The following is a 14,446-nucleotide window of genomic DNA, read 5'->3' as shown; positions in this document are numbered from 1 at the left end:
ATTGCTATAGCAATTGGGTTACTTCCCAGCATAGCTTCCTTACCAAAGGTAGGTACTATAATTGCCTCTGAGTTGGTCATAGACATTCCAAGTAACCCTTTCTCTTCTGCCATTTTAGCGTAGTATCCTGCAATACCATAATGGTTAGAATTCCTAACTGTAACCATACCAACTCCCACTATTTCTGCTTTTTTAATGGCAAGTTCCATGGCTTTCTTACCTACTATTTGTCCCATTCCACCCTGAGCATCTAAAACCGCAGATATTGGAGTATCATGAACAACTTCAGGTTCTGCTTTAACTTTTATTATTCTATTTTTTATTCCATTATTATACTTTATCAACCTTTGAACACCGTGTGATTCAATTCCATATAGATCCGATAATAGTAATACATCTGTAATAGTTTCACTGTCTTCCAGAGTAAATCCAAACTTCTCAAAGACTACATTACACAACTTTTTTAAATCTTCATATTTATATTTTGAATATGCCATTTTTTCCTCCTATTTAAGCATTTATAGTAATGTTCGAAATTCAACTTATACTCCGGAATATGCTGTCAAACTTCGGCACGTTAAAAATACACTAAAGTGATTCCCATTTAAATACAGGTTCTCCATGTTTAAATTTTATACTTTCGGGTTCAGTCAAAATCTCTAGATTTTGGTTTGATTCTATGTCTTTTAAAAGAGATTCACTAACTATAATATTTTCCAAATCCATTGTATTTTTAATCCATACTATTTTATGTTCTCCACTTTTTACTCCATTGCAAATTTTTACTGCAATCTTTATAGCATCTTCAGAATTTGCTGCTACCATTGGTATTTTAGCTGGTTCCATATATGTACTTGTAAAACAGTTAGTATACATAGCCACAAAATCTATTTTATCAAATAATCTTCGAGTGATAATATCCGACACTCCAACCCCATTGGCATTTCCATGAGATTCCTTAGTTATATCAAGTATTACACATTTTTTGAATTCAGGACCTCCACTTGCATATTTGGTAAAAAATAATCCTGTTACATTAGGATCTTGTCCATTTCCACTTATATTTTTTCCTATTTCATCTATTATAAGCATATCAAATTTTGGTATAAGTATTTTAGCCATGAGCCTTCGACTTTCCTCAAGTAAAACCTCTTCTTTTCTTAAGTTAAGTATTTCATCTTTAGTTATAACCTCTATCTTATAAGTTTCATCATAAGCATTTTCAACTATTGCTACAGCAAATAACACCTTAGTTTTTCTAGCTACCATACATCCAACTCCAGGTATAAGTTCTGAAAATCGTCCAAAGCCTTTGCTGTGAATTGAATCCGCTCCCCTTTGCTTTCCAAGCCCCACAGATAACATTTTGCAAACTCCACTTTCCACTTTTCCTCTAAATGCAGTATGAGGTTTTATTCTAGGTATTATTACTATGCCATCCACAGAAAGTGCACTTTTTGCTACATATACAGGTAAATCTGATTCATATTCTCCTATAATTTCTACATCTAAGAAAGCATCTATAGGAACTCCCATGGTTTCCTCTGTAATGCCATAAGAAGCCAGAAGTTCTTTTTGTCCATTTTCTGTAGCTCCACCATGACTTCCCATTGCTGGAATAATAAAAGGTTTTGCTCCTGCTTCCTTTAAGCAATCTATAACGTTTTTTGTTATTATATCTATATTAGCTATCCCACGACTCCCTACTCCAACTGCAATTCTCTTATCCTTTAAGCCTTCTACATGAGGTTTCATTTTCTTTCTTACTTCCTCATCAATATTGTCAATTTTATCCCTTTTAAAGTTCTGTCTTACCTTTAAAAATCTTGGTAACAGTATTTCAGGAAACTTACTCAAATCTAGTGACTCCATTTTATACACTATTGAATTCCAGCATCTTTTAAGTAGCTTGTATCTATAAGATCGTTAAGATTTACATCTTTTCTTATAGTGTTATTTGCTCTTAAAACTTTAATTGTAGATGAAGCTGATTCAGTGATTTTATCTGTAATTCTGATGTCAAAGTTTTCTTTAGGTAAAGCTTTAGCTAGTACTTCTTTTTTCATACCAATATCTTTTGAAACTAGTTCTATAGCTTTATCAGGGTTAGCTTTAACCCATTTTTCTGATTTGTCATAAATTTTCAATACTCTTTTCACTATATCAGGATATTTCTTAGCAAAGGAGTTTGTAACAACAATAAAGTTAACATCATACTTTAAGTTAGTACCATCGGCTATTTGATGAGCACTTCCCTCAAATTCTGCAGCAGAAACGAAGGGCTCCCAAGTAACTGCGGCATCAATATTTTTAGAAGCTAAGGAAGTTTTAATATCTGCTGGCTGTAAGTTAACTAGCTTTATATCACTTTGTTTTAGTCCAGATGTTTCAAGATACTTTAAAAGAAGTGTATGTCCTGTAGATCCAACTGTAACCCCAACTTTTTTACCTTTTATATCCTTTGGCTCTTTTATATTTGATTCATTAGTTACAATTAAACCATTTAGTTTATCACCTGATGAATATACTCCTATAGCTTTAATGTCAATATTATTAGCCTTTGCTTGCATTGCCGGTTGATCTCCGAATTGACCTATATCAAGTCTATTTCCTGCGAAGGCTTCAACCATAGGAGGACCAGAAACAAAGCTGCTAAATTCTACATCAATACCATCTTTTTTAAATTCCTCATCAAACCAACCCTGTTGTTTAGCTACAATTAATAAAGTATGATTTATTCCTGGTTGATATCCAATTTTTATTTTTTGTGGTTTCTCTGTTGTTGATTGTTTAGTTTCCGTTGATTTTGGAGCATCAGCCTTTCCGCAACCAACCGCTAAGAAAGCAGATATTGCAATTAATGAAACTATGCTAACTATGTTTTTTATTTTTTTCATAATATTCCAACCCCTTTATAATTTATAAATTTTAAATTTCTGCATCAATTTCTAATACAGGAAGGTTGTCTTCAACTAAATTAGGATACTTTAAACCACTACCTGTATTTAATAAAACAACTTTTTCATCTGGTTTTAGGAATCCATCCTTTAACAATTTGCCTGCTGCTGCAACTAAAGTTGCTCCTTCTGGACAAATAAGCAATCCTTCTGTTTTTGCTAATAAATTAAAGGACTCTATAAGCTCTGAATCTTTTACTTCAATTGCTGTACCTTTACTTTTTCTTACTGCTTCTAATACTAAAAAGTCACCTAATGCTTTTGGTACACGTATTCCGCCAGCTATAGTATTTGCATTTGTACAAAACTCAGAGGCTTCACGGTCTTCATTAAAAGCCTTAACAATAGGATTACAACCTTCTGATTGTACTGCAATAAGCTTAGGAACCTTGTCCCCAATCCAACCTAACTCTTTTAATTCCTGAAAGGCTTTCCAAATTCCTATTATGCCTACTCCACCACCTGTAGGGTATAGTATGGCATCTGGAAATTCCCAATTAAAATATTCTGCTATCTCAAGTCCCATGGTTTTCTTACCTTCAATACGATAAGGTTCTTTTAGGGTAGCTGCATCAAACCAACCATATCTTTGAACTCCTTTAGCAATTATTTTACCTGCATCAGATATCAAACCTTTTACTAGATATGTTTTAGAGCCATAAATAAAACTTTCTTTCTTAGCTAAATCAGGTGCATCTTCTGGCATAGCCACCACCAACTCTATTCCTGCTCTGGCAGAATAAGCTGACCAAGCCCCCCCTGCATTACCTGCTGTAGGCATTGCTATTGTTTTAACTCCAAGTTCCTTTGCTTTAGAAACACCAACTGCTGCACCTCTTGATTTAAAGGTTCCTGTAGGATTTAAGCCTTCATCCTTTATGTATAAGTTTTTTATTCCAAGCTTTTCACCTAAAGCTGATGCTTTTAATATTGGAGTATCTCCTTCACCAAGATTAACTATATTTTCTTCCTTCTCAACAGGTAAAAGCTCTTTAAATCTCCATAAGCCCTTTTCTCTAGTTTTAAATACATCTTTTTTAACATTATTTTTTATGGCTTTTAAATCATATCTAACTAATAATGGACCTCCACAGTGACATAAATTACGTGGCACATCTGCTGTATACCTTTCTTTGCATTTTGAGCATTCTAAATAGCTTACATAACTCATATTATATTACTCCTTCTATAATTAATTTTTTATATTTTGCATAAGTTATTTTTATATAATATAGGCAAATGGATTTTCTACTTCAGTAAAAAACTCACCATAGATTTCTCTTTTAATTTTTACAAAATCATAATCGCTGCGATCACGAGGTCTAGCTAAAGGTACGGGAACTATTTTCTTAACCTTACCTGGTCTACTAGACATAACCGCAACCCTATCGCCAAGATAAATTGCTTCATCAATATCATGAGTCACCAAAATCATAGTTGTATTTTCTTTTTCCCAAATTCTTAGAATTTCTTGCTGCATATTAATACGTGTCATAGCATCAAGTGCTCCAAAAGGTTCATCTAGCAGAAGTACTTTAGGTTTATTTACTAAAGCTCTTGCAATACTTATTCTTTGCTGCATACCACCTGATAGCTGGTGCGGGTAAGCTTTAGCAAAACTGCTTAGTCCTATCAATTCAAGATGCTCCTTCACTAACTCTTGCTTTTGCTTCTTAGAAGTATTTCTACTTAGCCCAAAAGCTATATTATCCTCTACAGTTAACCAGGGGAAAAGACGAGCTTCTTGAAACACCATTCCTCTATCAACTCCTGGACCTTCTATATGTTTACCCCCTAAAAAAATTTGTCCACTATAGTTTCTCTCTAATCCAGCTATTATTCTAAGCAAAGTACTTTTGCCACATCCACTTGATCCCACAATACTTAGAAATTCACCTTGATTAACTGTTAAATTTACATTATTAAGTACATTAACATCACCGTTATCTATTCTAAAGTTTTTATTTAAATTTTCTATATTGATAGCACTTGCTGCTTCTGATATAAGACTCATTATTCTCATCTCCTTACAACCTTCAATATAATTAATTATTTTTAATTCTTATCATTTTAGAAATCATATTTACTGTTTATCGGCTTAAGTTATTTACATTCCATTTTATAACTAAAAGCTCCAGCTTTTTGATTGCAAAATCTATAAAAAATCCAATAATTCCTATAGAAAAAACTCCAACTAACATTATGTCTGGTTGTGACAATTCTCTAGCATAAGCAATTTTATAACCTATACCTGAGGTTGCAGCAATTATTTCTGCTGTAATAACACTCATCCAAGCACTGCCTATTCCAAGACGTAATCCTGTGAAAATAGCTGGAAGTGCTGACGGGAAAACCACTTTGATTAGTACATCAAATTTATTTTTTTCTAAAATTTGCGAAACTTCTAAATATTTTTTATCTGTGTTTTTTATACCATAGATGGTGTTAATTAATATTGGCCAAAAACTACCAATAGCTATTACTGTTACCTTTGAGGCTTCATCAATACCCATCCATAATATAAGCACAGGTACCCAAGCTACGATTGGGATAGGACGTAAAAAACCTATTACTAAGTTAAGAGACTTTTCAGCATATTTAAAAAGTCCAATTAAAACTCCAAAGGTTATTCCTAAGAAAGCTCCTAAAGCATATCCTTTGAAAACCCTTAATATACTTATAGCTAGGTGCTCAAACAATTCTCCAGTATGCAGCATATCAATTAACGCTATGCTGATAAAATATGGAGAAGGAAGCACAGAGGATCTAATAATACCTTGGTCACTTAGTATTTGCCAAATTATTAATATTATTATAGGTACTATTAATGCAATGAGAATATTTTTGATATAATTTGCTTGTTTAAAATTAACTTTAATGCTAATTAAATCCATTTTGACCTCCCCTTATAATTAAAATAGTTCAACAATACAAAGTTGTAACGCGTTAAATCGATATTAGTATGTACTTGTAAAGTTATGCATAAATAAAGTGACAGTGCTAAGTAAATTGCAAGCTAGCTTATTAACCTCCATTAGATTATTTATAGGCTGCCAGCTGCAAGTTAGAATTTTTATTTTAAAAATTAAAAGGCTGTTTTTCTTCAATAAGAAAAACAGCCTTAAATTTAAGTTCAACTTAATTACTCTTAAATTTAGTTATTTTTCTTATCTTCCAGAATATAAACTATCCTGCAGGAATTGACACCGATACATTTTAACCAAAATGCCGGTTGTCGGGTTTCATAGGGCCAGTCCCTCCACCACTCTTGATAAGAGAATAAATATGGTTTAAAACTCATTATATTCATTTATTTCCAACTTATTTAATATCTTAAACCATTTTTCTCGTTTCGTCAATACTGTATTTAAATTTATCCATTTTACTACCAGCCCTAAGACTCTCGCTTCTATAAGCTAGGAGTAGTGTCTACTGCCAGCTAGACAATATCAGGCGGGGTTAACCCCTCTCCTATGTAAGTTTCTCCTTATTTTTTAACAAGTGCTAATAAAATAAAAACTCCTGCCTCAATTACAGAGGCAGAAGTTTACTTCCACGGTTCCACTCTGTTTATTATGTATAAGTACAAAACATTTATACATAACAACTTATTATTTAGGGTCAATTAATCCCTCAACGCTTTAACGGGCGTACCCGCTGAAACCTACTAAATTTCAATTCAGTGCTCTAGGATGCATTTCAGTCACTTTCCACCCAAAATCCCTTACACCCTAGGGGATTTCTCTCTTGGAGTTTCCTATAACCTACTCTTCCTGTCATAGCAGTACCATAATTAAAAGATATACAAATATAATATTTACTACGTTAAGTTTTTAAATATAACTCATATTTATATAATATTACAATAAAACCATTTATAATTAGAGATATAAAACTTATTTTTACATTTCTTAGATCTTGTAAATTATTATAGCAAAGAAAAATACATAAGAAAAATACTTAAAAAGTATTGAATTAATATGAATAAAGTATAAATAAAATATTAGGAGTGACTATTCATATGGATATTAGACAATTAAAATACTTTCTGACTATTATTGAAGAAGGCAGCATAACAAAGGCAGCTGAAAAATTGCATATAGCTCAACCACCTCTTAGCCATCAGTTAAAATTACTTGAAGATGAACTGGAGATTAAGTTAATTGAAAGAAACACTCGAAAATTTGAAATAACTGATGCAGGCAAGGTATTAAAGCACCGTTCTAAGCAAATTTTAGAGCTATCAGAAAATACAATTAAAGAATTAAAAAATTTAAAGGATGGGTTTCAGGAAACTTTATCAATTGGTACTGTTCAATCTGCAGGAGTTACACTTTTACCTGAACGTCTTAACATTATTCAAAAAAAGCATCCAAATGTAACTTTTCAAATAAAGGAAAGTAATACATATAATATATTAAATTTACTAAATAAGGGTTCAATAGATATAGGAATTGTACTAACTCCTTTTAATTCAGAAATCTTCGAATCAATACTGTTATCAGATGAACCAATGGTTGCGGCGGTTAAGGAAGACTTATACTTTCAAGAACTTGAAGGTAATATTTCCTTAACCGAACTTGAAGATAAACCTTTAATAATAGATGGGAGATTTAGAGACATTTTAATAAGTTCCTGTCACCAAGCTGGATTTGAACCAAAAATCCTTTGTGAAAGTGAAGACGCTATATCAACCTTATTATGGGCAAGAACAGGAGCTGGCATAGGTCTTATTCCTAAACCTGCTGTTAACTTCATTACAACTACAGATCTGAAATATATGGAAATAAACGAACTGTCTTTAAGAACACGAACCGCTATAGTATGGGCGAGAAACCGATACTTATCGGAAGCTACTAAAGACTTTTTAGAAACTTTTAAAGCATAGATTATTTCATTTTGTTATCCTATATAGATACCCACAACTTAAATTTAACTTATGCGTAGGAATATGCTGCCAAAACTGATGGCACTTTTAAAAACTTTAGACTGATTAAAAGTTTTTAACGTGCTGAAGTTTGGCAGCATATTCGGTGGTGTAAGTTAAATTTCTGCTGCCTAACCCTATACTAAACCTTTAATTCTATTATTTTTCCGGGTTTATCTACCTTACTAATATGACCTACCATCATAGTGTTAACCATACCTAAAGACATTACAAATAGTTGCTCCATAAGAATCTGTAGAAAATACTCAACAACCATTAAAAAAAGAAGATAGCAGTATATATCAAATTATTGAACAAAAACTAGAAAAATTAAAGTCTGAAGGTATATCAAATATCGCCATAGAAAATATCTTGGAAAAAGATATAACTAGATACTTTGAAAAACATATTAGTGGAGTTTCTGAAGAAATAAATAAGAAAAATTTATTGAGTATTGTTGGTGAAGATATATTAGATTGTATTGACAAAGTACTATACTATGTAGCTAATGCACTAAAAAGAAATTTTAGTAACAATACGTATACCGCTCTAGCGCTGCATATAAATACTCTCATTAAAAGAGTTAACAGCGGTAAGACTATTATTAATCCTGAATTAAATAAGATTAAAGAGCTGTATCCTGAAGAATTTAAAGTTGCTCTTAATGCTAAAGCACTTATTGAAAAACATGTTCTCCACTCAATTGCCGAAGATGAAGCAGGATACTTAGCAATATTTCTATTACCAGAAGAACAACTTACTCATAAGAATAGGAATAAGGATAAAGTGAAAATTATTCTTATTGCTCACGGCGAATCTACAGCAACCTCTATGGCAGATGTTGCTAATAAGCTTTTAGGCGAAAATAACGTGTTAGGTATTAATTCACCTATTGATAAAAGCTCCTTTACAGTTTTAGATAAGCTGAAAAAAATCATATCGGAAGATATAAATTCTAGTGGTTACCTTCTTCTCGTTGATATGGGCTCTCTTACTACTTTTGCAGAAACTATAGAAAAGGAGTTTAATGTTCCAGCAAAGGTTATACCCCTCGTTTCAACCTTACACATGTTGGAAGCATCTAGAAAAACTCTATTAGGCTTATCTTTAGATGATATTTATAAAGAAGTGCTTCTTGTTAACTCATATTTTGAAACTAATCGTTCATTAAAAGAACCAAAAAATAATAAAAATAAAGTAGCCATAGTAACCGCATGTTTAACTGGTCAGGGTGGTTCAGTAGCTCTTAAAAGTTTTTTAAATAATAACCTTAAGTATGATAAAGAATTATTTGAAATAGTTTCTCTAAATTGCTTAGATAAAAAGTACTTTATTCAAAAGTTGAACAGTATACTTCAAGAAGGGGAATCTCCAGTTGAATATCCAGAAAAAGATGCATATATAACAGACAATAAAAAGCTTTATGATATTATAAAAGAAAACTTTATATTCTTATACAATAAGTACTTGCTTGAAATATCTGACAGTGAAATATGCTACATTATAAATATTTTCTCACACTAAAAACTTTAGAGCTTTGATAGGGTTACTTAGGCTCAAATACTATCAAAGTTTTAAAGTTTCTTTTGTTCTTCTACTTTTACTGACTTATCTACCTTTATCGAAACAAATTAAGATACTGCTTTTAACACACAAAAAATATGCCCAACAGGGCATAAACTTTTTTCTTTACAGAAGTTTTGTATTAATTTTTACAACTACTTTTCTTATGGAACATGCTTCATTTACTGCACATGTTGGTCTATGAACATCATTAGGAAAAAATATAGCAAAATTTCCTGGCTTCATAATTAAATCAATTTCATTTTCTGTATTCTCATAAAAAAGAACATCCTTCTCTTCTAATAAATCTTGAGAAACTACATTATTAGTATCTCTAGCAAATCCTATTAGTTCTTCTCCTTTTACTAAAAATTGAATATCAATATATTTGTTATGAATCTCAGGCTTTGATAAATGCTTCTCTTTAGTTTCTACATCCATTACAGTATAGTACATGTCTTCACCTTGGATTTCATATTTTCCAGCTTCAACACTGTGAAAATCAATACCTTTTAAGTGATCTATAGCTTTCATTATTGAACTAGGATATACTTTTTCCATGTCAGCAGTATTTTTTATATCTCCAAATATCATTTGTTAACACCCCCAATATTTACATATAATTATACAATATAAAAGATAAATTTTATATATTTAAACATACTAAAGTTCCTAGCTCACAACTTAAGCTATCCTCCGGAATATAAGTTAAGTTTCAGTATTGGAACTATAGATATAGATAAATCATTTTCACTGTCACCTTAAGATTAGAATAATATTCAGCATCAGTATACATTCTATCAGTGCATACAACAATACAAACTAATTTATACTTCATTAATAAACGTGCTTTATAAACCTGATATTTCTGAAAGTAAAATTATGTATATATTTTTAAATTTATGAAAAGATATATACATGATTATAGATAGGAGTGATTACATTGAATGAAGGACTTGTTGCATTAGTAAGAGCTATAATTGCTTTCTTCTCTTTATTAATATTCGCAAAAATTTTAGGTAAGCAACAGATAAGTCAACTTACTTATTTTGATTATATTTTAGGTATTACTATTGGCTCTATTGCCGGTACCTTAACAACGGATTTATCCAGCAGAGCATGGCCTCATTGGGTAGGACTACTAGTTTGGATAACTTGTGGTCTTATTATGGAGTGGATTACAATGAAATTTAGGTATGCATCAAAGTTTATCGATGGAGAACCTACAATAGTAATTATGAATGGCCAGATAATGGAGAATACCTTAAGAAAAATGAGATATAAAATTTCTGAATTACAAGGACAATTACGAACTAAAGGGATTTTTAATTTAACTGAAATTCAGTATGCTGTGCTTGAAACTAATGGTGAAATATCTGTTCTAAAAAAGCCAGAGAATCAGCCACTAACCCCAAAGGACATGAAAATTCCTCCTCAAGATAGCGGAATTGGTATAGAGCTAATATACGATGGAGTGATAATACATCAAAATTTAAGGCAAGTTAACAGAAATGTTGAATGGCTAGAATCTGAACTTAAGAAACAAGGCATTAAAGATCCATCAGAGGTATTCTTAGCTACAGCGGAAAGTTCAGGTACTCTTTATATAGATAAATATAGTGATAAAATAAAGAAACCTATAGATGTAGGTGACTACAATGGTCCTTACTAGTAGTTATACCATTGCTTAAGAAAGCAAAATATAACTACTAAAATTATACCTATTCTAGGAGGAACAATTATGCGAAAATTTATAATAATCACAATCCCAATAGTTACTTTATGCTTATTTGTGCTTATAATGCTTAGTAGTAATTTCTTTAAAAAACCAAGAAGTGATTACGATAACGTTCCAAAATACATAGAAACTACTACAAAAGCAATAATCTCAGAAAACTGGTCAGAAGCAGAAACAAATTTTACTACACTTAACTCAGCATGGAAAATAGTACTTAAAAGAGTTCAGTTTAGTTCAGAAAGAGATGAAATAAACTCATTAAATGTGAATCTTGCTCGTCTTAAAGCTTCTATTCTAAATCATGATAAAAATTCTGCACTATTGGAATTAAGTGAAGCTAATGAGCATTGGCGTGATTTAGGTAAATAAATATCAACGCATATTAATTTATACTTCAATTTATAGTTTCCTCACAACAATGATCGCAGTAGCCATTTTCTTTTATTTCTTCTACCATAGAAGAAATAAAAGAAAAAAGATTAGTAATATTCTATTACTAAATTAAATATAATCTCATATGTACAAGCAATATTTATGAGGTTATAAACTAGTGAAAGAAATTATGCCATATGTATTAGCAATAGTAGCGGGAATATTTACTACACTAGAAGCGAGTATAAATTCGCAGTTAGGTAAAGCAATAAATCCTAAAGTAGCAACGCTACATAGTCTATTAGTGGGCTTATTAGTTATGTTAATAGTAAATATATTAAGCGGGACTTTAAGTGAATATAGTAAAGTGTTAAATGTAAGATTACAGTGGCTAATTGGTGGAATATTTGGAGCATTAACTATTTATTTTGTAACTAAGACAGTACCAAAGCTAGGAATAACTATAACTTTAACCATGGTTATTGCTGCACAAATTTTAAGTAGTTTTTATATAGATATAGTTGTTTTAAAACACCAGAGGTTAGAGATTACTAAGATTTTTGGGGTATTTCTAATTATTGCTGGAGTGTATTTCATATCAGAGTAATTTTTAATATTATATACTGGAAACATTAGAGTTTAAGGCATATATTCCATAATATCTTATCATTTTAAAATTCTTTTCTCGAATATGCCTTACGGACATTTTTTTAAGGTCAAAAATAGAAAATTCTATATAACAAAAAACTATATTGAATTTTATTTCAATATAGTTTATATATTCGAGAGTTTTATTAGTGTAATTAAAAATTTTAATTACATCCAATAGGTTTTAATTACACTAATAAGTACGCCATATTAAAAACCTGTGGAAATTCTTAGTTTTGTTGGTTAACTTATTTATTAAAAACAACCCATAAACCCGATTCATCCTGTGTTACTGCAAAGATTTTTATATTTATCTCAATTAACATCTTTACAAACTTTTCAACAACATTCTCATCGTCAACTTTTTTTCTTCTCTTTTCCCATTTACTTTCTTTTTGCTTAACCTTTCTATCTCTATAATAATCAGGTTTAGCATCTGGAAAATCTCCTCTAATATAGGCAACTCCACCGGGTGTAAGTACTCTATATATTTCTTTAAAAGCTTTTATCTGATCTTCCCAAAAATTTATAGAAGCACTACCTACAACAAGATTAACTGATTGATTGTTAAGTGGAATGTCATGAACATCTCCTCTTAAAGTTTTTACTCTATTGCTTACATTATCATTTTCTACTTTTCTCCCTATACCATTTAACGCATACATTGATTTATCAAGTAAATATACAAACATATCTGTTATTTTAGCCATTTCAATTCCTAGATACCCGTTGTTACCACCTATATCAATACAAGTTCCACCTTTAATACCAGTTACTTCTTTAATATGATAGGCAGTATCAGAATAAATAGATGAAAACATATTAGTTGAAATTTGATTATAATCTAAAACTTTTTCTTCACATAACAATTTGCTTACACCCCCATTATCCTTCAAATGTTTCTAAACTTCTTCTGAACTACCAATAATTTCATATATGTTCTAATAAACTTTATCTTAACTTTTTTATTATTTATATAAAATTAATACTTTCAACGTATATGACTATCTTTTATCACTCTGATTTTTTCTTTAATTTGTTGTACTCTTTACATAATAAATAAGAAAAATATAATATTAATTTTTATCCCTTTAATATATATTATAAAACTTTAAATATAAATTTCAATATTTTTTAGATAACTTTTTATTAATTTTTTAAGAATATGTAATTCATTTTATTAAATTATCAATAAAATTGTTAAATATTCATATTTTCTATACTTGCTTAAGTATAATACTATATAAAAGCCATATTAATTATTGTTTTTCACTACTAAATAAAAAGAAATATTTAGACGGAGGAATTGAATCATGATTATAGGTTTACCAAAAGAAATAAAAAAATAATGAGAATAGAGTTGGTTTAACGCCAGGAGGCGTTAGTGTTTTAGTTAAATATGGACACGAAGTCCTAGTAGAACAATCTGCTAGGCTTGAATACTTTTGATGGAAATGTTACATGTAAACCTGTAGCTGACAGTTTAGGTTTAAAATATGTAGATCCTAAGGAATTACTAAAATAAATCTTCATCTATAATTGCTACATAATTCCTATATGTGAAAAAAGGTAAATTATTATATGTTATTTACTTTAACATATAATAATTTACCTTTTTATGTACTAACTCTATTGGAGTTTATTGTTATTGTTAACTACTCCATCTCCTGCTATATTTCCTTTTTCCTTAAGAAGATGCTCCATACCTCTTACTAAAGTATCATCTTCAAGCACACTGAATAAGTGATATCCGAGATCTTCTCTATCTCGTAAAACTTCCTCAAGTACCTCTACAGTTCCAAAATCCATAAGATCATGTGCTCTTTGGATTTGCTTACGAAGCATATCTTGAATCTTTAATTCATGTTCAAGATCATTTCTTATGAAATCTCTCATTGTATAACGACCTTCTACTTCATGTTTAATATATGAGAGTTGATGCTGTGTCACTGGATGCGCTGTTGGAACGCCACCTAAGCGTGCCACACGCTCTCCTATAGCATCTATATGGTCTTTAGTCTTATCAATATGTTCATCAAATAATTCATGTAAACTTAGAAAAGATTCTGCACCTTCGGTTAGCCAATGATGTTTATTATATTGATGCAGTGCTACGGTTAAAGCACATTGATGATCATCCAGCATTAAAGCCATTTCATGGCGTACATCATATGGAAGCCCAATTCCAGCCCCTTCCTTTTTAACTGTTCTTGGTGGCTGTCTTAGAATCATATCATGCGG

General features: G+C 30.8%; 14 protein-coding genes, 1 pseudogene, 1 riboswitch and 1 other annotated feature. Of the genes and pseudogenes, 6 read left to right on the top strand and 9 right to left on the bottom strand.

Translation table 11 applies throughout. From position 1 onward, the window contains the following. The 6 genes from HGI79_RS21020 to HGI79_RS20995 form a co-directional block, all read right to left on the bottom strand. Positions 1 to 497: Ldh family oxidoreductase (locus HGI79_RS21020; protein ID WP_185652624.1), on the bottom strand; the 497-nt coding region annotated here is incomplete at its 3' end. A gap of 91 nt (positions 498 to 588) precedes the next feature. After that, positions 589 to 1,872, bottom strand: coding sequence for a DUF362 domain-containing protein (locus HGI79_RS21015; RefSeq protein ID WP_185652623.1), 1,284 nt, complete (start codon positions 1,870 to 1,872; stop codon positions 589 to 591). Positions 1,873 to 1,880: 8 nt separating this feature from the next. Next, positions 1,881 to 2,897, bottom strand: a complete 1,017-nt coding sequence (locus HGI79_RS21010) for an ABC transporter substrate-binding protein (protein ID WP_207725864.1) — start codon at positions 2,895 to 2,897, stop codon at positions 1,881 to 1,883. A gap of 31 nt (positions 2,898 to 2,928) precedes the next feature. Then, positions 2,929 to 4,128 carry a threonine synthase gene (locus HGI79_RS21005; RefSeq protein WP_185652622.1) on the bottom strand — a complete coding sequence of 400 codons (1,200 nt, stop codon included), beginning with the start codon at positions 4,126 to 4,128 and terminating at the stop codon, positions 2,929 to 2,931. A gap of 51 nt (positions 4,129 to 4,179) precedes the next feature. Further along, positions 4,180 to 4,971 carry an ABC transporter ATP-binding protein gene (locus HGI79_RS21000; protein ID WP_185652621.1) on the bottom strand — a complete coding sequence of 264 codons (792 nt, stop codon included), beginning with the start codon at positions 4,969 to 4,971 and terminating at the stop codon, positions 4,180 to 4,182. A 76-nt stretch (positions 4,972 to 5,047) separates the two neighbouring features. Further along, on the bottom strand, positions 5,048 to 5,851 hold the full coding sequence (locus HGI79_RS20995; protein WP_185652620.1) for an ABC transporter permease: 804 nt from the start codon (positions 5,849 to 5,851) through the stop codon (positions 5,048 to 5,050). Positions 5,852 to 6,121: 270 nt separating this feature from the next. After that, positions 6,122 to 6,235: riboswitch (SAM riboswitch) on the bottom strand. Positions 6,236 to 6,489: 254 nt separating this feature from the next. Further along, positions 6,490 to 6,746, bottom strand: a binding site (T-box leader). A gap of 232 nt (positions 6,747 to 6,978) precedes the next feature. On the opposite strand from HGI79_RS20995, the gene HGI79_RS20990 reads away from it, so the two are divergent. Continuing rightward, complete coding sequence (locus HGI79_RS20990) at positions 6,979 to 7,845, top strand: LysR family transcriptional regulator (protein ID WP_185652619.1); 867 nt, start codon at positions 6,979 to 6,981, stop codon at positions 7,843 to 7,845. Positions 7,846 to 8,256: 411 nt separating this feature from the next. Beyond that, entirely contained in the window at positions 8,257 to 9,408 is a 1,152-nt protein-coding gene (locus HGI79_RS20985; protein WP_241428297.1) for a PRD domain-containing protein, read from the top strand. Positions 9,409 to 9,573: 165 nt separating this feature from the next. Here HGI79_RS20985 and HGI79_RS20980 read toward each other — a convergent pair whose 3' ends face one another. Continuing rightward, the gene (locus HGI79_RS20980) at positions 9,574 to 10,041 is read right to left on the bottom strand and encodes a YhcH/YjgK/YiaL family protein (protein ID WP_185652618.1); all 468 of its coding nucleotides are present in this window, start codon (positions 10,039 to 10,041) and stop codon (positions 9,574 to 9,576) included. A gap of 349 nt (positions 10,042 to 10,390) precedes the next feature. On the opposite strand from HGI79_RS20980, the gene HGI79_RS20975 reads away from it, so the two are divergent. From HGI79_RS20975 to HGI79_RS20965, 3 genes are all read left to right on the top strand, one after another. Next, entirely contained in the window at positions 10,391 to 11,119 is a 729-nt protein-coding gene (locus HGI79_RS20975) for a DUF421 domain-containing protein (protein WP_185652617.1), read from the top strand. 69 nt (positions 11,120 to 11,188) lie between these two features. After that, complete coding sequence (locus tag HGI79_RS20970) at positions 11,189 to 11,554, top strand: DUF4363 family protein (protein WP_185652616.1); 366 nt, start codon at positions 11,189 to 11,191, stop codon at positions 11,552 to 11,554. Positions 11,555 to 11,735: 181 nt separating this feature from the next. Next, the gene (locus HGI79_RS20965) at positions 11,736 to 12,164 is read left to right on the top strand and encodes a DMT family transporter (RefSeq protein WP_185652615.1); all 429 of its coding nucleotides are present in this window, start codon (positions 11,736 to 11,738) and stop codon (positions 12,162 to 12,164) included. Between the two features lie 289 nt (positions 12,165 to 12,453). On the opposite strand, the gene HGI79_RS20960 is transcribed toward HGI79_RS20965, so the two are convergent. After that, on the bottom strand, positions 12,454 to 13,101 hold the full coding sequence (locus HGI79_RS20960) for a class I SAM-dependent methyltransferase (protein ID WP_185652614.1): 648 nt from the start codon (positions 13,099 to 13,101) through the stop codon (positions 12,454 to 12,456). 457 nt (positions 13,102 to 13,558) lie between these two features. Between HGI79_RS20960 and HGI79_RS20955 the strand changes: the two are divergent. Further along, positions 13,559 to 13,654 (top strand): annotated as a pseudogene (locus HGI79_RS20955) (hypothetical protein); the annotation flags it as partial. A 180-nt stretch (positions 13,655 to 13,834) separates the two neighbouring features. Here the strand turns inward: HGI79_RS20955 and HGI79_RS20950 are convergent. After that, a partial coding sequence (locus tag HGI79_RS20950; protein WP_313885245.1) for a ferritin-like domain-containing protein occupies positions 13,835 to 14,446 on the bottom strand: 612 nt, incomplete at its 5' end.

The sequence above is a fragment of the Clostridium sp. DJ247 genome (assembly GCF_014231265.1).
Note: the sequence above shows the minus strand (reverse complement) of the source record. Positions and strands in the feature narration are given on the sequence as shown.